Annotated in this window: 21 protein-coding genes; 15 read left to right on the top strand and 6 right to left on the bottom strand. The window is 63.5% G+C overall.

Translation table 11 applies throughout. The features are described from left to right. Nucleotides 1-1,253: ligand-binding sensor domain-containing protein (locus AC1DMG_RS10180; protein WP_477180488.1), on the bottom strand; the 1,253-nt coding region annotated here is incomplete at its 3' end. Between the two features lie 224 nt (nucleotides 1,254-1,477). On the opposite strand from AC1DMG_RS10180, the gene AC1DMG_RS10175 reads away from it, so the two are divergent. From AC1DMG_RS10175 to AC1DMG_RS10130, 10 genes are all read left to right on the top strand, one after another. Then, a complete protein-coding gene (locus tag AC1DMG_RS10175) occupies nucleotides 1,478-2,110 on the top strand; it encodes a response regulator transcription factor (RefSeq protein WP_477175615.1) in 633 nt (210 codons plus the stop codon). A 204-nt stretch (nucleotides 2,111-2,314) separates the two neighbouring features. Continuing rightward, nucleotides 2,315-2,968 (top strand): hydrolase, encoded by a 654-nt coding sequence (locus tag AC1DMG_RS10170; protein ID WP_477175614.1) that lies wholly within the window; start codon nucleotides 2,315-2,317, stop codon nucleotides 2,966-2,968. A gap of 27 nt (nucleotides 2,969-2,995) precedes the next feature. Continuing rightward, nucleotides 2,996-3,274 carry a DUF1427 family protein gene (locus AC1DMG_RS10165; RefSeq protein ID WP_477175613.1) on the top strand — a complete coding sequence of 93 codons (279 nt, stop codon included), beginning with the start codon at nucleotides 2,996-2,998 and terminating at the stop codon, nucleotides 3,272-3,274. After that, nucleotides 3,271-5,151 (top strand): amidohydrolase, encoded by a 1,881-nt coding sequence (locus AC1DMG_RS10160; RefSeq protein WP_477180487.1) that lies wholly within the window; start codon nucleotides 3,271-3,273, stop codon nucleotides 5,149-5,151. The genes AC1DMG_RS10165 and AC1DMG_RS10160 overlap by 4 nt, the downstream gene beginning before the upstream one ends. Beyond that, the gene (locus AC1DMG_RS10155) at nucleotides 5,136-5,600 is read left to right on the top strand and encodes a DoxX family protein (protein ID WP_477175658.1); all 465 of its coding nucleotides are present in this window, start codon (nucleotides 5,136-5,138) and stop codon (nucleotides 5,598-5,600) included. Before AC1DMG_RS10160 ends, AC1DMG_RS10155 begins: the two co-directional genes overlap by 16 nt. Nucleotides 5,601-5,619: 19 nt before the next feature. Next, a complete protein-coding gene (locus AC1DMG_RS10150) occupies nucleotides 5,620-6,525 on the top strand; it encodes a glyoxalase (protein ID WP_477180486.1) in 906 nt (301 codons plus the stop codon). A 49-nt stretch (nucleotides 6,526-6,574) separates the two neighbouring features. Next, on the top strand, nucleotides 6,575-7,996 hold the full coding sequence (locus AC1DMG_RS10145; protein WP_477178938.1) for an alginate export family protein: 1,422 nt from the start codon (nucleotides 6,575-6,577) through the stop codon (nucleotides 7,994-7,996). Nucleotides 7,997-8,038: 42 nt separating this feature from the next. Further along, complete coding sequence (locus tag AC1DMG_RS10140; RefSeq protein ID WP_441602287.1) at nucleotides 8,039-8,731, top strand: YoaK family protein; 693 nt, start codon at nucleotides 8,039-8,041, stop codon at nucleotides 8,729-8,731. A 90-nt stretch (nucleotides 8,732-8,821) separates the two neighbouring features. After that, nucleotides 8,822-9,361: a Dps family protein gene (locus AC1DMG_RS10135; protein WP_441602286.1), complete on the top strand. Its 540-nt coding sequence runs from the start codon at nucleotides 8,822-8,824 to the stop codon at nucleotides 9,359-9,361. Between the two features lie 132 nt (nucleotides 9,362-9,493). Beyond that, the gene (locus AC1DMG_RS10130) at nucleotides 9,494-9,697 is read left to right on the top strand and encodes a hypothetical protein (protein WP_477175609.1); all 204 of its coding nucleotides are present in this window, start codon (nucleotides 9,494-9,496) and stop codon (nucleotides 9,695-9,697) included. A gap of 34 nt (nucleotides 9,698-9,731) precedes the next feature. Here AC1DMG_RS10130 and AC1DMG_RS10125 read toward each other — a convergent pair whose 3' ends face one another. Continuing rightward, complete coding sequence (locus tag AC1DMG_RS10125; RefSeq protein WP_477175608.1) at nucleotides 9,732-10,652, bottom strand: patatin-like phospholipase family protein; 921 nt, start codon at nucleotides 10,650-10,652, stop codon at nucleotides 9,732-9,734. Nucleotides 10,653-10,752: 100 nt separating this feature from the next. After that, nucleotides 10,753-11,436 carry an aspartyl/asparaginyl beta-hydroxylase domain-containing protein gene (locus tag AC1DMG_RS10120; protein ID WP_441602282.1) on the bottom strand — a complete coding sequence of 228 codons (684 nt, stop codon included), beginning with the start codon at nucleotides 11,434-11,436 and terminating at the stop codon, nucleotides 10,753-10,755. Nucleotides 11,437-11,693: 257 nt separating this feature from the next. Between AC1DMG_RS10120 and AC1DMG_RS10115 the strand changes: the two genes are divergently transcribed. After that, the gene (locus tag AC1DMG_RS10115) at nucleotides 11,694-11,951 is read left to right on the top strand and encodes a hypothetical protein (RefSeq protein ID WP_477175607.1); all 258 of its coding nucleotides are present in this window, start codon (nucleotides 11,694-11,696) and stop codon (nucleotides 11,949-11,951) included. Between the two features lie 65 nt (nucleotides 11,952-12,016). On the opposite strand, the gene AC1DMG_RS10110 is transcribed toward AC1DMG_RS10115, so the two are convergent. The 3 genes from AC1DMG_RS10110 to ahpC all read right to left on the bottom strand — a co-directional run bounded on the left by AC1DMG_RS10110 (nucleotide 12,017) and on the right by ahpC (nucleotide 16,000). Further along, the gene (locus tag AC1DMG_RS10110; protein WP_477175606.1) at nucleotides 12,017-13,348 is read right to left on the bottom strand and encodes a thioredoxin family protein; all 1,332 of its coding nucleotides are present in this window, start codon (nucleotides 13,346-13,348) and stop codon (nucleotides 12,017-12,019) included. Between the two features lie 344 nt (nucleotides 13,349-13,692). Then, complete coding sequence (ahpF, locus tag AC1DMG_RS10105; protein WP_477175605.1) at nucleotides 13,693-15,282, bottom strand: alkyl hydroperoxide reductase subunit F; 1,590 nt, start codon at nucleotides 15,280-15,282, stop codon at nucleotides 13,693-13,695. Between the two features lie 154 nt (nucleotides 15,283-15,436). After that, on the bottom strand, nucleotides 15,437-16,000 hold the full coding sequence (ahpC, locus tag AC1DMG_RS10100) for an alkyl hydroperoxide reductase subunit C (protein ID WP_441602279.1): 564 nt from the start codon (nucleotides 15,998-16,000) through the stop codon (nucleotides 15,437-15,439). A 535-nt stretch (nucleotides 16,001-16,535) separates the two neighbouring features. On the opposite strand from ahpC, the gene AC1DMG_RS10095 reads away from it, so the two are divergent. From AC1DMG_RS10095 to AC1DMG_RS10080, 4 genes are all read left to right on the top strand, one after another. Beyond that, nucleotides 16,536-17,315 (top strand): ferredoxin--NADP reductase, encoded by a 780-nt coding sequence (locus tag AC1DMG_RS10095; protein WP_477180489.1) that lies wholly within the window; start codon nucleotides 16,536-16,538, stop codon nucleotides 17,313-17,315. Nucleotides 17,316-17,489: 174 nt separating this feature from the next. Continuing rightward, a complete protein-coding gene (gene dxs, locus AC1DMG_RS10090; protein WP_477180485.1) occupies nucleotides 17,490-19,403 on the top strand; it encodes a 1-deoxy-D-xylulose-5-phosphate synthase in 1,914 nt (637 codons plus the stop codon). 45 nt (nucleotides 19,404-19,448) lie between these two features. Further along, a complete protein-coding gene (gene ispC, locus AC1DMG_RS10085) occupies nucleotides 19,449-20,654 on the top strand; it encodes a 1-deoxy-D-xylulose-5-phosphate reductoisomerase (RefSeq protein ID WP_477180484.1) in 1,206 nt (401 codons plus the stop codon). A 92-nt stretch (nucleotides 20,655-20,746) separates the two neighbouring features. Beyond that, on the top strand, nucleotides 20,747-21,013 hold a 267-nt coding region (locus AC1DMG_RS10080), incomplete at its 3' end, for a polyprenyl synthetase family protein (RefSeq protein ID WP_477180483.1).

The following is a 21,013-nucleotide window of genomic DNA, read 5'->3' as shown; positions in this document are numbered from 1 at the left end:
TGGTAGAGCCGATTGCGCCCCACCATCCACAATGCGCCTGCACGATCGAACTGCATGCCGTCGATGTCGTGCAGGTCGGTGCGCACCACCTGGTCGCCGTGGGCATCGAAGCGGTAGAGCGTTCCGCCGTTCGCGGCCCATACGGCGCCGGTCGCGTCAGTGGCCATCGCGTAATTGGCCGCAGCGCCCAGCGTGATTTGTCCGGGCACCTGGAAGCTGTTGCGGTGGAAACTCACCAGGCCCAGGTTGGTGCCTGCCCATATCGTTCCTTCCATGTCTTCGACCAGGGGGACGACGCGTTCGGACACCAGGCCGCTGCTGCGCCCGATCAGTTCAGTGAGATCCTGCGCGCGCAGCGAGCGCCCGCTGGCAAGCGGCGCCAGCGATGCCACGCGATAGATACCGTTGCGGTCGACGCAGGTGCCCCAGAGATTGCCGTAACGGTCGAACAGCAGGCGATTGGCCCAGGCGAAATCCGTGTCGCCAGGAGCTTCGGTCGGTGTGCTGGTGGGATGCGTAGCGGTGAGGCCGGGCAGGGCGCGCGTGCCATGCAGATGATCGGAAAGCCACAACGTGCCGTCGGGCGCCTGCGCCACGATGGCGTACTTGGAGACCGCCTGGTCGGTGCGCTGGAAGCGATGCTCGCCCGGTCGCAGGAACATCAGCGCTTCGCCGGTGGTCACCCACAAGGTCCCGTCGCGGGACACCATGAGCCAGTCGGCGCGTTGCGCGGGATAGCTCCATGCCTCGCCCACGGTTTGCCATGCGCGGCCGTCGAAGCGGGCGAGTCCGCCTTCGGTGGCTGCCCACAGGACGCGGTCGTCGGTTTGCGCAAAAGCCAGCACCATGCCGGCGGGAAAATCCTTGCCGGCGCCATAGTGATGCAAGCGGCCGCCGCGCAGCATGCTGGCGCCACCGTAGTAGAAGCCGATCCACATCGAGCCGTCGGGCAGGGCGGTGAGCGCGGTGATGTTGTTTGAACGGAAGCGTTCACCGGGCAAGGGCTGGAAACGCTCGAAGCGAGAGCCGTCGAATCGATAGAGCCCGCTGCCTGTGCCCAGCCAAAGATAGCCGTCCTTGCCTTGGGCCATGGCCCAGATATCGGCAGGCGTGGTTGCCTCGGTGGTCCACAGGCGGCGGCGAAAGCCGGGCGAATCCTCAGCGTGCGCGCAGGCGGCGAACACCAGCCATAGCACCACGCCGGCCAGTACAGCACCACGACGCGCGAGTTCCCGCCATCCGAGCATCGTCATAGGTTTCCGTGGCTGGCGCGCAGGCGGCGAAATCCGGCTGCGACAGGCGCAGCATATCGCCGCACGTGGCGCGGCCATAGGTGTCGCGCAATGAACACAGAATCACCCGATCGGGCATTGATCGGCACCGCGCATTGCAGGCTATAGTTGAAACTGCAAGCCCGGACAGATCTCCCGCAGCCGTCCTGGGAGGCGCGAGCAGCCACGTGTCGAGGGACCATATCGTGACAGTTGATGCGACACGCATCCGGGTCCTGATTGCGGACGATCACCCGATCATGCGCGATGGCATCGTTGCGGCCATCGAGAGTGCGCAGGACATGGAGGTGGTGGGGCAGGCCGCCGACGGGGCGGAAGCGATCGTGCGCTATCGCGAACTGCATCCGGACGTGGCGCTGATCGATCTGCAGATGCCGGGCGTGGATGGGCTCCAGGCCATTTCCACCTTGGGCGGCGAATTTCCGGATGCGCGCATCATCGTGTTGACCTCGTATCCCGGTGATGCGCGCGTGAAGCGTGCACTCACCTTCGGCGCAAACGCCTATCTGCTGAAGACGGCTACGCGCGACGAGATCCTGGCCGGCATCCGCACCGTGATGGCGGGTCGTCGCGTGATGGCCGCGGAAGTGGCCGGGGATATTGCCTCCCACGCCTGGGCGGAAATGCTCAGCGACCGTGAGCTCGCCGTGCTGCGTTTGGTGGCCACGGGGCATACCAACCGGCGCATCGCCGACATCCTGTGCGTATCCGAAGACACCGTGAAAGCGCGCCTGAAGAACATCATGATCAAGCTGGGCGCGCTCGACCGCACGCATGCGGTCACCCTGGCGCGCAATCGGGGTTTCTTCGACAACTGAAGTGGTGACACGCACGAAACAGTGCGTGCCTGCGATGGTCCGGGACGTACGCGCTTACCTGATTGGGTAGCCCACTTTTGCCGCGATTGGGGTATTCATCGACTGCCCGATGAGAACAATGGGTGTAGGGCGGAAGTCATCCGTTCGCCCGCGCCATGTCGAACGTCATCTCATCCCACGCCCCGCCGCACTGGAGTATCCCCCATGTCTCTCAACGCGACCCCCACGCCTGGCAAACAGTTGATCAATCCGACGGATCACGCCTTGATCCTGATCGACTTCCAGTCGCAGATGTCCTTTGCCACGCATTCCATCGACGCCATCGTGTTGCGCAACAACGCCGCCTTGATCTCGCATGCGGCGGCAAGCTTCAAGGTGCCGACCATCCTCACCACGGTGGCGGAGAAGAGCTTCTCAGGCCCGATGTTCAGCGAGATCACCGACGCATTCCCGGGCCAGGCTCTGCTGGACCGCACTTCCATGAATACCTGGGAAGACGCGGCCGTAGTCAAGCGCGTCAACGAGATCGGCAAGAAGCGCCTGGTGCTGGCGGGTTTGTGGACCTCCGTGTGCATCGTCGGTCCGACGCTGTCGGCGCTCGATCAGGGTTTCGAGATCTACGTGATCGCCGATGCCTGCGGCGACGTTTCGACCGAGGCACACAACCGTGCCATGGAGCGCATGATCCAGGCAGGCGCGCGGCCGATGACCTCGCTGCAATACCTGCTGGAACTCCAGCGCGACTGGGCGCGTGCCGAGACGTACGACAGCACCACCGGCATCGCCAAGCATTTCGGTGGTTCGTATGGCCTGGGCGTGATCTACGCCAAGACCATGTTCGGTGCACACGAAGGTTGATCGTCGTCGTTGTCCTGGAGCATGGCCATGAAAATCTATCTGATATCGCTTGCTGCCGGCATCCTGGTCGGCGTCATCTACGGCTTGCTGCAGGTTCGTTCGCCAGCGCCGCCCTTGGTGGCTCTGGTGGGTCTGTTGGGCATCCTGCTGGGTGAGCAGGCGCCGCCGCTGGTGAAGACCTTCATGCATCGCCAGGCGACGACAACCGCCTGGCTGCACAATCAGGTGAAGCCGCATATGTGCGGCGAGTTGCCAACCGCGGACAATGCCGGCAACAGGCCCGCCAAGAAGGAGCTGCAGTCATGACGGCCGTCGACAAGTCGCCTGACCTGATCCTTCACGGCGGTCGTTTCACCACGCTCGATTGGGGCCAACCCGAAGCCGAAGCCGTGGCGATCGCCGATGGCCGCTTCGTGGCCGTGGGGCGTGCTGCCGAGATCATGCCGCTGGCCGGCTCGCGCACGCGCGTGATCGATCTCAAAGGACAGCGCGTGCTGCCGGGCCTGATCGACAACCACCTGCACATCATTCGTGGCGGCCTCAACTACAACCTGGAGTTGCGCTGGGACGGCGTGCGTTCGCTGGCGGATGCGATGGCCATGCTCAAGCAGCAGGTGGCGAKCACGCCSGCGCCGCAATGGGTGCGCGTGGTCGGCGGSTTCACCGAACACCAGTTCGCTGAGAAGCGGCTGCCGACCATCGACGAGCTCAATGCGGTGGCGCCGGATACGCMGGTATTCCTGCTGCATTTGTACGACCGGGCCATCTTGAATGGCGCGGCGCTGCGGGCCGTCGGCTATACCAAGGACACGCCCGAACCGCCTGGCGGGCAGATCGTACGCGATGGCGCGGGCAATCCCACMGGGTTGCTGCTGGCCAAGCCGAACGCGGCCATTCTCTATGCGACTTTGGCGAAGGGCCCCAAGTTGCCGTTCGACTACCAGCTCAATTCCACGCGGCACTTCATGCGCGAATTGAATCGCCTGGGCGTGACGGGCGCCATCGATGCGGGCGGTGGCTTCCAGAATTATCCCGAGGATTACGCTGTCATCGAAAAGCTGGCGTCGGAAAATCAGCTCACCATCCGCCTTGCTTACAACCTGTTCACCCAAAAGCCCAAACAGGAAAAGGACGATTTTCTCCGCTGGACGAGCACGTCAAAGTACAAACAGGGCGACGACTACTTTCGCCACAACGGCGCCGGTGAAATGCTGGTGTTCTCGGCCGCGGATTTCGAGGACTTCCGGCAGCCACGCCCCGACATGCCAGCCGAGATGGAGGGCGACCTGGAGGAAGTGGTTCGCGTGCTCGCCGAAAACCGCTGGCCGTGGCGCATGCATGCAACTTACGACGAAACCATCAGTCGCGCGCTGGATGTGTTCGAAAAGGTCAATCGCGATATTCCGCTGCAAGGGCTCAATTGGTTCTTCGATCATGCGGAGACCATTTCGGAACGCTCCATCGACCGCATCGCCGCACTCGGCGGTGGCGTTGCCGTGCAGCACCGCATGGCTTACCAGGGCGAGTATTTCGTCGAGCGCTACGGTCCGGGCGCCGCGCAGGCAACACCGCCGGTGAAACGCATGCTGGAGAAAGGGCTGCGCACTTCGGCGGGTACAGATGCCACGCGCGTGGCGTCTTATAACCCGTGGGTGTCGCTGGCGTGGCTGGTGACCGGCAGGACCGTCGGCGRCCTCGCGCTGTATCCGCGCAGCAATTGCCTGGATCGCGACACGGCTCTGCGCATGTGGACGCAGAACGTCACCTGGTTCTCCAACGAGGAGGGCAAGAAGGGTCAGATCAAAGTAGGGCAGCTGGCCGACCTGATCGTGCCGGATCGCGATTTCTTTGCCTGCCCCGAGGACGATATTGCCGATACGACCTCGCTGCTTACCATCGTGGGCGGCCGCGTGGTCTACGGCAGCGGCGACTACGCATCGCTCGAAGAGGGGGCGGTGCCGGCCGCCATGCCGGACTGGTCGCCGGTGCGCACTTATGGCGGCTATGGCGCATGGGCGCAGCAACGCCAGGCGCAGCCGGCGATGACGCAGGCCGCGTGTGGCTGCAACCACGGTTGCGGCGTGCATGGGCACGATCATGCCAACGCATGGTCCAGCCGCTTGCCGGTGTCTGATCTGAAATCCTTCTGGGGCGCGCTAGGTTGCGCGTGCTGGGCGGTGTAGCCATGCGGGCTTTTTTGACATCCACCCATTGGGCCGAGCGACTCGGTGCTCCGTGGGTACGCTGGCTGGCCTTGCTGGGGCTTTGCGCGGCCTACCTGCAGGGCGGTTTGCAGAAGCTCTGGGGCTTCGACGCCGCCGTAGCTGAAACGGCGCACTTTGGCATGACGCCCGCCGGGCCGATCACCGTCGCCGTGATCGTACTGGAGCTCGGTGCCTCGCTGGCCATACTTTCAGGTAAGGGGCGTTGGCTGGGCGCCTTGTTGCTGGCCGTCTTCACGCTGGCTGCAACCTTTATCGCCAATCGTTTCTGGTCCGTGCCCGAGGCGGAACGATTTGGCGTGACGAACGCTTTTTTTGAACACCTCGGATTGGTCGGCGGGTTCCTGCTCGTCGCGTGGTACGACCTGCGCGAACGTGCAACGCTGGCCGCGGCACACTCTCATCCCTGAACTCCCAAGGACTTTCCCCATGCGCATCGGTTCTAGATTGTTGGCTTTCGCCCTGGGTTTCAGCATGGTGGCTGCGGTATCGCCGCCGGTCGTCGCCAAGGAGGCGCCGGTCACGCCGATGGTGGCGGTGGGTTCGCAGTACGACACCACCCACGTCTATGTGGCACCGGCCGACGTTGACGCCTTCGTCGATAGTTTTCTCGCCACGTTTGGCGGCCAGAGCACCAAGCAAGGCATCGCCACCGTCACGCCCACGCCCAGCAGCACCAGCACGCAGTTGCTGCAGACGCCGGTGGGCACGGTGTCGTTGTTTGGTTTCCGCACGCCGGTTCCGCATCCGTTCGGCGCCGAACGCACCGGCTATCTGGTGACCGATCTCGATGTGGCGGTCAAAGCCGCACGCGCAGCCGGCGCCGACGTGATCGTGCAGATCTTTCCCGATCCCATCGGCCGCGACGCGGTGATCCAGTGGCCCGGTGGCGTCAACATGCAGTTGTACTGGCACACCACGCCGCCGAACTACGCGGCGTTTCAGACGGTGCCGRAAAATCGCGTGTATGTGTCGCCGGATCGCGTCGATGCCTTCGTCAAGAGCTTCGTGACGTTCTCGCACGGCAAGGTGGCGTCCGATGAGGCCAAGGCGCCTGGCGTGGAGATCGGTCGTACGGGCGACACGTTCCGTCGCGTGCGTATCGAATCCACCTTCGGCAAGATGACTGTATTCGTCACCGACGGCCATTTGCCCTATCCCTATGGGCACGAGATGACCGGTTACGAAGTGGGCAACCTGTCCGACACCTTGAGCAAGGCCAAGGCGCATGGCGCGAAGGTGCTGGTCGAGCCATTCACCAGTGAGGGTCGCGAGTCCGCGATGGTGGCATTCCCGGGTGGCTATGTGGCCGAGATCCACGCCGCCGGTCATTGAGGCCATGCCTCGAACAGGAAGCTTGCGCACGGGGGCCAGTGGGGCTCCCGTGCGCGTCTTGCTGGCAGGTGCGCTGTGCTGCACGGGCTACGCATCGACCAGTAGCGCACAGGAGGTGAGTGCGGACTCCACTCAGGCCACGCCCGTGCAGAGCGCCGCGGAGCGGCCCGCCTTGCGCAGCAACCGCTGGCAGGAAGACTGGTCCGTGTTGGCCGATCCCGCGTTGCGCACGCAATGGGGCGACGCGTTGAAGTACTGGTCGCTCAGTGCGGACGATCCCAAGACCTATCTCTCGTTCGGCGTGACGTTGCGTGAGCGGACGGAATGGTCGGACGCCGCGAGCTTCGGCATAGGCGGGAGTCCGAACAATACCTATCTGTTGCAGCGCTTCCAGCTGCACGCCGATCTGCACTTTGCCAGCTACTGGCAGGCCTTCGTGCAGTTTGAGGATGCGCGCACGGTGAACAAGCAGGTGATCGGTGGCGCCGATCGCAATCCCTGGGATTTGCGACTCGCCTTTGTCGCCTATGTCCGGACCTTTGCCGATGGCACCTTCAAGGCGCGCGTGGGCCGTCAGGATTTCGCGTTCGACCTGCAGCGCTTCGTCTCGTTGCGCGATGGACCGAACGTGCGCCAGTCGTTCGACGCCATCTGGGCGGACTGGGAAACGGGGCAGTGGCGTTTCATCGGTTTTCTGAGTCAGCCGGTGCAGTACAAGGACGAGCATCCGTTCGACGATACCTCCAACCGCCATTTCCGCTTCAACACTTTGCGCGTCGAGCGCCTGCTGTGGGGCAAGGACGAGTTGTCGGCATACTACGCGCTGTACAGCCGCGACAACGCACGTTACCTGGACGCCGTGGGCGAGGAGCGGCGCGATGTCTATGACGTGCGTTTCGCCGGGAACCAGTCGGGCGTCGACTGGGACCTGGAGGGCATGGCCCAGCGCGGTCACGTGGGTGCGAAGGACATCGATGCCTGGGGCACCGGCGCACGCGTGGGTTACACCTGGTCGATCCCCTGGTCGCCCCGACTCGGGCTGCAGGTCGATGCCGCCTCAGGCGATCGCCATCCCGGCGACGGCACACTGGGCACCTTCAATCCGCTGTTTCCCAATGGCTATTACTTCACCCTGGCCGGCTTCACGGGTTACACCAACCTGGTGCACGTGAAGCCCAGCGTGACCATCAAGCCGGCCAGCCGCTTCACGCTGATGGCGGCACTGGGTTTCCAGTGGCGGCAAACCACGGCCGATGCGATCTACGTGCAGCCCAATATTCCCTTGCCCGGCACGGCAGGACGGGGCGGCAGCTGGACGGGCGTGTATGGTCAGGTGCGCGCTGACTATGTCTTCAACGCCAACTTCACTGGCGCAGTGGAAGCTGTCCACTACGACGTGGGGCGGGCGATACGCATGGCCGGCGGACGCGACGGCGACTATGTCGGCGTCGAAGGAAAATTCATGTGGTGATGCGTTCAATGATCGAGCCTGATTCCGCCGGAGCGCAGTGGCATGGCTGAAAAATCCTGGTTGCCGACCATCCTCAGCGTGATGGCAGGCTATGTCGACACGGCAGGCTTTCTTGCGCTCCATGGCTTGTTCACCGCGCATGTGACGGGCAACTTCGTCACCATCGGCGCGGCGCTGGTCAATGGCACCTCCGGCATCGTGGCCAAGTTGCTCGCGCTGCCGGTGTTCTGCCTGTTCGTGATCGGGGCGCGGCTGTTGCGTTATCGCCTGATGGCCGTCGGGCAACCGGTGGTGCGTTCGTTGCTGGCGATCAATCTGGCTTTGTTCATCGTGGCCATGGTGCTGGCGATTCATTACGGGCCCTTTCCGCAAGGCGACACCTGGTCGGCCACATTGACCGGCATGACCCTGGTAGGCGCCATGGCTGTGCAGAACGCCTTGCATCGCGTGCACCTGGCCAGCTCGCCGCCATCGACGCTGATGACCGGCACCACCACGCAGATCATGCTGGATGTGGCCGACCGCATCTGCGGCGTGCCCGAGGATCAGAGGGCCGCCATCAACGACCGGCTGAGCCGCATGAGCTTCGCCGTGCTGGCTTTCGCCATCGGCTGCGCGGCCGGCGCGCTGCTGTATGCCTTCGGCAGCATGTGGTGTTTTGCCGTGCCGCCGCTGCTGGCGCTCGCTGCGCTGATGCGCCACGCCGACGCCACGCCGGCAGCGACATCGAAATGACATTTACCGGTCCATACTCTAAGGGATGCCTTGAACTACGCCGTACGCATAGATCAGGGCCTCCCTAGAGCCAACAGCGGAGTAATCTCAATGAGCAAGACTAGCAAGGCCAAGGGCGACACCGCGGCCGCCAAGACCCGTCAGAAGGCAGCGCTCAACACGCCTTCGGCACTGGGCGACAAGGCGACGCGCGACATCTCCGGCGAACTCAATGCACTGCTGGCCGACGTCCTGGCCCTGTACTTGAAGACCAAGAACTTCCACTGGCATATGTCCGGGCCGTATTTCCGCGACTACCACCTGCTGCTGGACGAACAGTCCGACCAGATCTACGCCACCGTGGACCCCATCGCAGAGCGCGTGCGCAAGCTGGGTGGCACCACCTTGAGGTCGCTGGGGCATGCCAAGCGCCTTGCCCGTCTGTCCGACAACGATGCGGACTTCGTGACGCCCGATGACATGCTGGCCGAGCTGCGCGAGGACAACCAGCGTCTCGCCGGCTATATGCGCGCCACCCATGAGCTGTGCGACGAGTACAAGGACGTGGCTACGGCCAGCCTGCTGGAGAACTGGATCGACGAGGCCGAGCGCCGCGTGTGGTTCCTGTTCGAAACCAGTCGGCACGCCTGACCGGTCAGGGGCCCGTGGCTGGCGAGGCATCGCTGGTCACGGGCATCGCATGGGCAGGTGGCGCTGATCTTGCGGTTCGGCGCCAGTAGGGTTGCCGATGCGTTTGCGTCGCCTGTGCTGCGGAGGAGTCCCATGCCACGCCGAGAGAAAAGTCCCACCGATCAAGCGGGCGACCCTCGTCGCCATCGATCCGATAGCGATGCCAGGCGCCTTGCGCGCAGCGAAGCCGAATCGCATAGCCAGGCGCTGCAGGACGAGGCGCTGGAGGAGACGTTTCCGGCCAGCGATCCCGTATCGCCGTTTATCCCGGCCCGCCCGCACAAACACCACGGATGAGGATCACGCCTGCGTGCTGTCGCAACCGGCGTAGCTATCGAAGCAAGCCTGTACTCAACGCATGCACCGAATCCTGCGTCCCCAGATCATAGGCTTCGCGCACCGTCGTTTTCGGCGTGCAGTCCCAGGTTGAGACGGGAATGCGTTGACTGGGCTGCCAATAATGGCGCCCCTGCCAGCTGAACATCGGCGGCAGTTTCGGATAGTGACGGGTGAGCATCACCAGTGTGTTCGATCGCTCCACTTCCGATTGAAGCGGAATCGGGGCGTTATCCGTGTAACCGCCATCGATCGCCATCCCGCCCCCGACCGCGCGCGCGGACATGATGGGTGGCGCGGAGGCGGCTGCGATAAGCAGAGCCTGGGCTGTGTCGATGTCGGAGCAATCGTTGAGCACCATGAAGTCCTGGCGTAGCCCCAATACCCTGGGCAGACGAGGGTGAATGCTGTTCCACAGGTATTTGTCGACCAGATAAGCCAATGTTCCCGCTGCCACGGATCCCCTTGTGCCCAGGAATCGCGCCGGCCGAGTAAGGGCGACGACCAGGCGTGAGGACGACTGACGCAACGTGTCGAATGTCGCTTCGTTCAAGAACGCATCGACCCACGCGGGATACACGTGCTGGTGCGCAAATTTCAGCTTGAGCCTGGGCAGGGCGGACCAGTCGAAAATCCTGGGATTGTCAGCATAGAGCTTCAGGCACGTCTGCAGTGCCGTGTCGGCGCCTTGCGCGAGGAACGAGGCGGCTACCGCAGCGCCGGCACTGGTGCCGACCAGTTGCGCAGGCAAACGCATGCCGCGCTCCATCAAATGCCGCAACGCGCCTGACTGCCACCAGCATCGATTGCCGCCGCCGGCGAGGACCAGTGTGCCCATCCTGCTGAAGTCGACTTCACGAATTTCGTCCACTTTGCCGAGCATACGTCCCCCTTCCCAGGTCAGGTCTTGTTCCATGTGCGCATGGCGTAGCCTTCCATGGGGGCGAACAGCCCGGCCGCAATGCTGCCATGGCGCGCTGAGCTGAGCCGGGCGGATATGGCAGCTCCCGGCGTGGTCAGGAAAACCCGCGCCAGCGCACCACCATGCCCACACTCTTGGTCACGGCGCTGGACAACAGGCGCAGATCCAGCGGCATGTCGGTCCGGCGCACATCCAGCAGCAACGCCACCCGCGTGTGCTCGCTGCGGTTCCACACCTCGTGCGGATACGTGTCGTCCCACAACAAGTGCTCGCCATTGCCCAGGCGATGCTCATCCCCGGCCAGCCACAGCACGGCGCTGGGGCGGCCGTCGACGCCCAGCGGCGCCTCCAGGTTCAGCTGGTAACGCAGGATGCCCCGGAAGGGCCCGGTATGCCGCGGAATGTGCTTGTGCGGCGCCAGGAAGGACAGGGTCGCCGACAACACATCGGGGCACCTGGTCAGCAGCTGGGTCAGCAACGGGCAGTGCGCCTGGTTGGACGGGATGTCCTGTCCGTAAACCTTGAGCAGGAACATGCGCCAGTCACGACCGTCGTTCGCCGAGATGTCCGCCTGCGTGGGCATGATCTCGTGGAAGCGTGGAATGGGCTGGGCGCTCTCAAGTATCGCCATCGCTTCGCCACGGATGACTTCCCATGCATCGCGAAAACGATGTCCATCGGGAAAGTAGGTATCGATATCCAGCACAGGCGGCGTGCTGATGCGAGCGTCATAGAGACGGCGGATGGCCCGCGATGACAGCTCATAGAGCGAATCCATCTTCGGCTTTTCCTTCTTCTTCTGCGCGGTGGGCTCACTCGCCCCGGCATCGCCTGGCCGCGTCCTCGGGCAGCCCGCGATTGCACGGTAGCGACAGGAATCTCCTTGTCACGTGAACGCACGAGGCGCCCTCGCGTCGACAGCCGCAAGCAGCGGCTGCAGATGAAATAGACCTCCTTTCTTGCTGTTTTTTCGTAGGATTTTTCTTGCATTTGTCGTGACGTCACGTAAAATGCGCGCAAAAAGGAGGAGGTGCCATGGTTGACCCCCGAGATCCGGGCACGCTTGCGTTGCCCTTGGCGTTCAAGCGGCCGCGTGGCCGTCCGCGCAAGCCCAATGCGCTGACGGCGGCGGAGCGCGCGCGTCGTTATCGAGCGAGAAAGAAAACCTTGTCGATGCACGCGGTATCGCTCGTGGTGCATCACGAGGTAATGCGTGAGCGTGACCTGGCTTTGTCACAGGTCCGTCAGCTGCGCGCCGAGCTGGAGCATTTGCTGCAACAGCTGCGCGAATAACAGCGCGTCCGTTTCGCGCTGATCAGCACGCCGCGTCCATCGCAGGACGCGGTGTGCTTGCGCGTTTACGCTTTGAGCGCCGCCTTCAGGGCATCGGCCTGCTGCTTGAACCAGGGGCCATTGGTTTCCAGCACGTCGGCGGCCACCTTGTTTGCCTCGTCGTCGCGATGCAGTGCCTTGAGCGCTTTCACACGTTGCAGGGCCACGGCGAGGCGGTTGGCGCCGTACGCCTTGTCGGCGGCCTGTGCCAGATATGGCAATGCCTCGGCCGGCTTGCCGGTTTCCACCAGGTTGCGGCCATAGCGGTAGGCGTAGACGTAGTCGTCGGGGTAGGCGGCGATCAGCTTGTGCTGGTAGTCGTCCAGTTCGGCGCTGCGCTTGGCGCGCAACAGGTAGATGCGCAGGTTGTCGGCCAGGTTGCGGTCGCTGGCGAGGTTGTTGCCGAGGCGCTGGCGTGTCTGGGTGATGGCGCGATCGAGAATGGCTGCTGCTGCGTCATGCTCGCCGAGCGCTTCATCGAGCTGCGCACTGGTGAGCACGGCGCTGCGCTGGTCTGCACACACCGGCCTGGCAATGAGCACCTGCGTGTTGACGTACTGATCGAGCGGCTTGCGTTGCGCGGCGAGCAGTGACTTGCGTTCGGCGGCAGGACGTTTGTCGGTGGCGTCGAGCAGGTTCTCAAGCACGTAGGGACGCTGGCAGCCGATATCCTGCGCGAGCACCTTCTGTGCGTTGGCTATGACGGCAGCGTTGTCGTCGGCGGCCCGGGCCTTGGCAAGCGCAAGCTGATCGAGCGCCAGGCCAACGCGTGGGTTGGTGCGTGCATTCTGTTGCTGGCTTGCAGGCAGGCTGGCGAACCAGTTCAAGCCGTCACTGCCTTCGGCGCGTGCCTGATAGGCCTCCAGCACATTGGCGACATCGCCCGGCGCGCCCTCGGTGGCTTTTTGCCTGAGCCCCTCCAGCGTGTTGCCGGTGGCGAGGATGGCGTTGATCTTCGGATAGAACGACGCGCGCGGCTGCTCCGCCGAAATGCGCCCCAGCTCGTTGCCATGTTCATCGAGCACTACGTAGCTGGGCAGGAAGGACGCATGGAGTTTCTTCATCCATGTCTGTCCGTCCGGCGAGTCCGCATCGGCTTCGACCACGATGGCCTTGCGCTGGACGGCATCCCATTCGGGTCCATTCAACACATGGCTCGCCATGTAGTAGCAGGAGTAGCACCACACCGCCTGGAAATCGACCAGCACCGGACGATGCTGTTCGGCGGACGCCTTAAGTGCTTCGTCGATGGTCAGTGGCGTCCTGGCTTCCGCTGCGTGCAGGCCTGCAATCGGCAGGGAGGCCAGAAGTGCGGCGGCAAGCAGCGAGATCTTCGAGCGACGGAGAGCGTTGAACATGGCGGCGTGTCTCTGGTTCGCGGATGAGAGGTGAGGGTGGTAGGAGGCGGTCTCGCTGACCGCATTCCTCCTGACGCAGGCCCGTGTCGAAGCCTGGCGCAGCGCCGCCACGCTGCCTTCTGGCACCATTGGAGAAGGGTGTGGGCGTATGAAAACCCGAGCTTTGAGCGATTGAAAGACTCCGACAGATGAGCATTTCTCATGTCGGCATCACGCAGGGTTATAAGCCGCGCCATGACTGGGCTGCGGGAACCGTCACCGCAAACGGACGGCCAAAAAAAAGCCCGGCCCCGTGCGCCGGGAGGGGGATCGGCAGCACGGGACCGGGCGTTGGAACTGCTTCGTCAGGCGGCGACGGTTTCTTTTTCGGCCACTTCCACCGGCAGGCGGATCAGGTAGTCGAAGGCGCTCAGCGAGGCCTTGGAGCCTTCGCCCATGGCGATCACGATCTGCTTGTACGGCACCGTGGTGACGTCGCCGGCGGCGAACACGCCGGGTACTGAGGTCTCGCCGCGGGCGTCCACTTCGATTTCGTTGCGCGGTGACAACTGGATCGTGCCCTTCAGCCAGTCGGTATTGGGCAGCAGGCCGATCTGTACGAACACGCCTTCCAATGCCACCGAGTGAGACTGCCCACTGGTGCGGTCGGTGTAGTTGAGGCCGGTCACTTTCTGGCCATCGCCGACTACTTCGGTGGTCTGCGCGCTGACGATGATGTCGACGTTGGGGAGGCTGCGCAGTTTGCGCTGCAGGACTTCATCCGCACGCAGCTTGCTGTCGAATTCGAGCAGGGTGACGTGACCGACGATGCCGGCCAGGTCGATCGCTGCTTCCACGCCCGAGTTGCCACCGCCGATCACCGCCACGCGCTTGCCCTTGAACAACGGGCCATCGCAATGCGGGCAATAGGTGACGCCCTTGTTGCGGTAATCCTGCTCGCCCGGCACGTTCATATTGCGCCAGCGGGCGCCGGTGGAGAGGATCACCGTCTTGGCCTTGAGCAGGGCGCCGTTGGCGAGCCGCACCTGATGCAGGCCGCCTTCGGTGGTGGACGGGATCAGCTGCTCGGCGCGCTGCAGGTTCATCACGTCCACATCGTATTCGTGCACGTGCTGCTCAAGCGACGCGGCCAGCTTCGGGCCTTCGGTATACGGCACGGAGATAAAGTTCTCGATCGCCATGGTGTCCAGCACCTGGCCGCCGAAACGCTCGGCGGCGACGCCGGTGCGGATGCCCTTGCGGGCGGCATAGATGGCTGCAGCGGCGCCGGCCGGACCGCCGCCGACCACGAGCACGTCGAACGGCGACTTGTTGCTCAGGCGTTCGGCGGTGCGTGCATGGGCATTCGTATCCAGACGCGCGGCGATCTGCTCGATCTCCATGCGGCCGGTGTCGAAGAATTCACCATTGAGGTAGACGGTGGGGACGGCCATCACCTGGCGCTCGTTCACTTCGTCCTGGAACAGCGCGCCGTCAATCGCCACATGCGAGATGTTGGGATTGAGCACGCTCATCAGGTTCAGCGCCTGCACGGTGTCCGGGCAGCTGTGGCAGGAGAGCGACATGAAGGTTTCGAAGCGGTACTGACCGTCGAGGTTGCGCACCTGTTCGATGACTTCCTGTGATGCCTTGGACGGATGCCCGCCGACCTGCAGCAGGGCGAGCACCAGCGAGGTGAACTCATGGCCCATCGGGATGCCGGCGAAGCGTACGCCCACGTCGGTGCCGGTGCGGTTGATCGCGAACGACGGCTTGCGCGCATCGTTGCCGTCCAGGCGCAGCGTGATCTTGGTCGACAGCGGGGCGATGTCTTCCAGCAGCGCCTTGAGCTCCTGCGAGGACTCGCCCTGGTCGAGCGATGCGACCAGCTCGATCGGATGAACGAGGTTCTCGAGGTAGGCCTGCAGCTGGGACTTCAGATCGGCATCCAACATGGTGACTCCATCCTTTATTCGGGGTGAGCGCCGCTAGCACCGCGGTCGTTGCCGGGCGTTGCGTGCGTCTTGGAACTTGGGAAAAAGGACCCGGCGGGGTACCGGGTCCAAGGCGGCCCGATGCAGCGGGCCGCAAGATAGGACGTTGTTGTACTTAGATCTTGCCAACCAGGCTCAGCGACGGCTTCAGCGTCTTGTCGCCTTCCTGCCACTTGGCCGGGCACACTTCACCCGGGTGGGCGGCGACGTACTGCGCGGCCTTGACCTTGCGCAGCAGCTCGGAGGCCGAGCGGCCGATGCCGTTGTCGTGGATTTCGCACAGCTTGATCTGGCCTTCCGGGTTGATCAGGAAGGTGCCGCGCAGAGCGAGGCCTTCTTCTTCGATCATCACGTCGAAGTTGCGGGTGATCGCGCCTGTCGGATCGCCGATCATGGTGTACTGCACCTTCTTGATCGCGTCGGACGTGTCGTGCCAAGCCTTGTGGGCGAAGTGGGTATCGGTCGAAACGGCGTAGATGTCGACGCCCAGCTTCTGGAACTGATCATTGTGATCGGCCAGATCTTCCAGCTCCGTCGGGCAGACGAAGGTGAAGTCGGCGGGATAGAACACCACCACGGACCACTTGCCCTTCAGCGTGGCATCGGTCACTTCAACAAACTGGCCATTCTTATAGGCCTGTGCCTTGAACGGCTTGATTTCGGTATTGATCAACGACATCGGTTGTTTTCCGTTGGTTGTGGTGGGATGAGTGGCAAGGTTACGGGGTTTGACTTCATAGGTCTAATTGATTGTTGGCATCAGGCTCATTGAGCTTGACTATGAGACTGCGGCCTGGGTGCTCATTCTTGCCATGCTTGGAGCCTGCAAACCGGCCTGAAGTGGTGGCATGCGCGGCCGTTGCAAGGGCCGCGCGGCGATTCATTGCTCATGGCGCGAAGCGCGACTCAAATCGCGCTACGGAGGGTGCACGGCAAGCCTCCGATGCGAGCGCGTGAACAGGCGTTTGCGTTCGCGTAAAACCACGCGGCCGGTAACAGGCGTGTTGTGATTGTCGTGTGATTATTCATCGATACGTGCCGATGTTTTTCATGAATCGCGCGACTATGAAAAAGCATCACTAAGCAGGATTGACTTCCACCGCCAGAAACTTGTAACAAGACACTGACGGTCCAGCGATTCGACAGCCAGATCCGTCTCGCGTGTCGAATCGTCTGGTCGCGTGCATGCATCTATTCACTTGGCAACGGTGGCTGTGATGGTGGCATTGGCGACGGAGTATGTGATCGAAGTTCATCACTGGAACGACAGCCTTTTCAGTTTCCGCACGACGCGAGACCCGGGTTTTCGATTCGATAGCGGTCACTTCGTGATGCTTGGCCTGGAAGTGGAGGGCAAGCCGCTGCTGCGGGCGTATTCCATCGCCAGCGCCAACTACGAGGAACACCTGGAATTCGTCAGCATCAAGGTGTCCGATGGGCCACTCACCTCGCGGCTGCAACACCTCAAGCCGGGCGATCCCATCATGGTCAGCCGCAAGCCCACCGGCACGCTGGTGCTGAACGATCTGAAGCCGGGCAAGCATTTGTACCTGCTAGGCACGGGCACGGGCCTGGCGCCGTTCCTCAGCATCGTGCGCGATCCGGAAACCTATGAGCGCTTCGACCGCGTCGTGCTGGCGCATGGCGTGCGCCGCATCAGCGACCTGGTGTTCGCCCAGTATCTGGAGCAGGAGCTGCCGTCGCACACGTATCTGGGCGAKCTGRTCCRCGAAAAGCTGGTGTATTACCCCAGCGTCACGCGTGAACCATTTCGCCATCGCGGGCGTCTCACCGATGCGATCGTGGATGAACGCATGAGCGATTTTGCCGGCCTGCCGCCGCTGAATCCGGTCACCGACCGGGTGATGCTGTGCGGCAGTCAGGCGATGCTGGATGACACCAGCGCGTTGTTGGATGGTCGCGGTTTCCAGGCTTCGCCGCGCACGCGTGAGCCAGGCGATTACGTGATCGAGCGTGCCTTCGTCGAAAGGTGAATGCAGGCGGGCAGGAGGCAAGATGGCGAAGTTGGCGATCCGGCGCGTGGCGTTCGTGATCGCGGCATCGCTCCGTGGGTTGTTGATGCGGTGTTGTTGTCGGAAGTAGCCACGGCAGGCATAAGTACTGAAACGTCCAGATAGAGACTCCGGCAGCCCCGAGGAGAGTCCGTCGTGTACGATTTGCTACGCACTATCGATTCACCGGCGCAATTGCGCGAGCTGGACATGCCGGCGCTGCACCGCCTGGCTGGCGAGTTGCGTGCTTTCATCCTGGAAAGCGTGTCGCGCACCGGCGGMCAYCTGTCGTCCAACCTTGGCASSGTSGARCTSACCATYGCRCTGCACTAYGTSTTCSATACRCCGGRCGAYCGCSTGGTRTGGGACGTCGGSCACCARWSCTATCCGCACAAGATYCTGACCGGSCGCCGCGAGGCCATGGGCGGCATCCGGCAATGGGGCGGGATCTCCGGTTTTCCGCGGCGCACCGAGTCGCCGTACGACACGTTCGGCACGGCGCACTCCAGTACCTCCATCTCCGCTGCGCTGGGCATGGCGCATGCGGCGCGCATCCGGGGCGAGCAGCGCCACAGCATTGCGGTGATTGGCGATGGCGCGCTCAGCGCGGGCATGGCGTTTGAGGCGATGAACAATGCAGGCGTGTCGGAGGACTCGCCCCTGCTGGTSGTGCTCAACGACAACGACATGTCGATCTCGCCACCGGTCGGCGCCTTGCGCTATTGCTTCGGCCGGCTGATTTCCAGCCGCTTCTATCAACAGGCGCGCCAGGGCGTGCATTACGCGTTGCGGCCGATTCCACCGATCAGCCATCTGGCGTCGCGACTTGAGTCGCAGATGAAGGGCATGGTGGTGCCGGCGMCGYTGTTCGAGGARTTCGGCTTCAACTACACCGGCCCCATCGACGGCCACGATCTGGACGTGCTGATACCTGCGCTGCAGAACCTCAAAAAGCTGCGTGGTCCCCAGTTCCTGCACGTGATCACGCAGAAGGGCCATGGCTACAAGCTGGCCGAGGCCGATCCTATCCAGTACCACGGTCCGGGCAAGTTCGATCCCAAGGTAGGCCTGGTGTCGGCCGCCAAGGCTGCGCGCAAGAGCTATACGCAGGTGTTCTCCGAGTGGCTGTGCGACGAGGCAGCGCTGGATCCGCGCATCGTCGGCATCACGCCGGCCATGCGCGAAGGCTCGGGGTTGGTGGAGTTCGAGAAGCGCTTTCCCGATCGCTATTTCGATGTGGCCATCGCCGAGCAGCACGCGGTGACGTTTGCCGCAGGCCTCGCCACCGAAGGCCTGCGGCCGGTGGTTGCGATTTATTCCACGTTCTTGCAGCGCGGCTACGACCAGTTGATCCACGACGTGGCGCTGCAGAACCTGCCCGTGACGTTTGCCATCGACCGTGCGGGCATCGTCGGCGCCGATGGCGCCACGCATATGGGTGCGTTCGATCTGGCGTATCTGCGTTGCATTCCGAACATGGTGGTGATGGCCGCCTCCGATGAARACGAATGCCGCCAGATGCTGCATACGGCGGTAAACCACGATGGACCGGCGGCGGTCCGTTATCCGCGCGGTACCGGTCCGGGTGTGGCGATCGAAACCGAGATGACGGTGCTGCCGATCGGCAAGGGCGAAGTGCGTCGCCACACGACACTCGCGGCAGGCTCTCGCGTGGCGATCCTGGCGTTTGGTTCGATGCTTCCACCCAGCCTCGCCGCCGCCGAAGCGCTGGACGCGACGGTCGCCAATATGCGTTTCGTCAAGCCGCTGGACGAGGCTCTGATACGCCAGCTGGCGCAATCGCACGATGCGCTGGTGACGGTGGAAGAGGGCTGCGTGCAGGGCGGCGCCGGTTCGGCCTGCCTGGAGTTCCTGTCCGATGCCGGCATCAGTGTGCCCATGCTGCGCCTGGGCCTGCCCGATGAATTCATCGAGCACGGCGACCCGGCGGGCCTGCTCAATCACTACGGGCTGGATGCGGAAGGCATCCGTGCGTCCATCCAGCGTTTTGCCGACAAGGTGTTGTCGGTCAAGCCCAGTTGCAGTGTGGCCAGAGAGGCGCGTTCGTGATGATGGTGAATGCGCCCAGCCAGCGGTCGCGCGGGAGATCCAGTGATGAGTAGGCAGCGCCTGGCCATCCTCGGTTCCACCGGCTCTATCGGTACCAGTACGCTGGACGTGGCGGCGCGCCACCCGGATCGCTTCCGTGTGTTCGCGCTGACCGCTCACCAGCGCATCGATCGCCTGTTCGAGCAATGCGTGGCGTTTCTTCCCGAGGTGGCCGTGGTCGGTGATGCCGACGGCGCCGCGGAACTCGAACAGAAACTGCGAGCCGCACGTCTCTCCACCACGGTGGCGTACGGACCGCAGGCGTTGATCGATGTTGCCAGCGCGTCCGCCTGCGACACCGTGGTGGCGGCCATCGTGGGTGGGGCCGGCCTGGCCTCATCGCTGGCGGCAGCGCGCGCAGGGAAAAAGATCCTGCTGGCCAACAAGGAAGCGCTGGTGATGTCCGGCGCGCTGTTCATGCGCACCGTCGCGCAGCACGGTGCCACGCTGTTGCCGCTGGACAGCGAACACAACGCGATCTTCCAGTGCCTGAGCACCAACATGTGCGCGGGTGGCGGCGCGGAACGCATCATCCTCACCGCGTCGGGCGGTCCATTCCTGCAGCGCGAACTGGACACACTCGACGACGTCACCCCCGACCAGGCGTGCAAGCATCCCAACTGGGTGATGGGGCGCAAGATCTCGGTSGAYTCSGCCACCATGATGAACAAGGGGCTGGARGTSATCGAGGCGCRCTGGCTGTTCGATATGCCACCCGAGCGCATCGAGGTGCTGATCCATCCGCAGAGCGTGATTCATTCGATGGTGGCGTATGCGGACCAGTCGGTGCTGGCGCAGCTGGGCAATCCGGATATGCGCACGCCGATTGCCCATGCCATGGCCTATCCCGAGCGCATCGATTCGGGCGTGGCCGCGCTGGATCTCACGCGCATGGCCAACTTGAGTTTTCAGGTGCCCGATCTGGAGCGATTCCCGTGTCTTCGACTTGGCCTGCAGGTGCTGCGTGACGGTTGCACTGCCAGCGTCACGCTCAATGCCGCCAACGAGATCGCTGTCGATGCGTTCCTGCATGGGCAGATCCGCTTTACCGATATTGCTTGCGTGATCGAGCGGGCGCTGCAGCAACTGCCGGCGCTCGCGCCTTTCGCGTCGTTGGAAGACATCCTCGCCGGCGACGAGCTTGCCCGCGCCACCGCGCGACAGTTCGTGGCGCAGCTGCCGGCGGCGTCCGCGGTCGTGGCGATTCATTGATGTGATGTGGAGTCGTACCCGTGAGTGAAGCTGTTCAACTTTGGCCTGCCACACCTCATGCGCCCACGGGCGTGGAACCGTTGGAAGGGTGGATGCCGCGAATCGTGCAACGCACCGAGCAGGCGCTGGAGCGATATCTGCCTGCGTCCGATGTCGAGCCTGCAACGCTGCACGAGGCCATGCGTTATGCCACGCTGGGCGGCGGCAAGCGGTTGCGCGCACTGTTGTGTCATGCCGCGGGTGAGTTGGTGGACGCCGAACCGGCAACGCTCGATGGCGCCGCAAGCGCGATCGAGATGATTCACGCCTACTCGCTGGTGCACGACGACCTGCCGGCGATGGACAACGACTTGCTGCGC

This window comes from Dyella sp. 01N36, assembly GCF_056399745.1.
The sequence above is the reverse complement of the archived record's forward strand: the minus strand, read 5'-3'. Positions and strand labels throughout refer to the sequence as shown.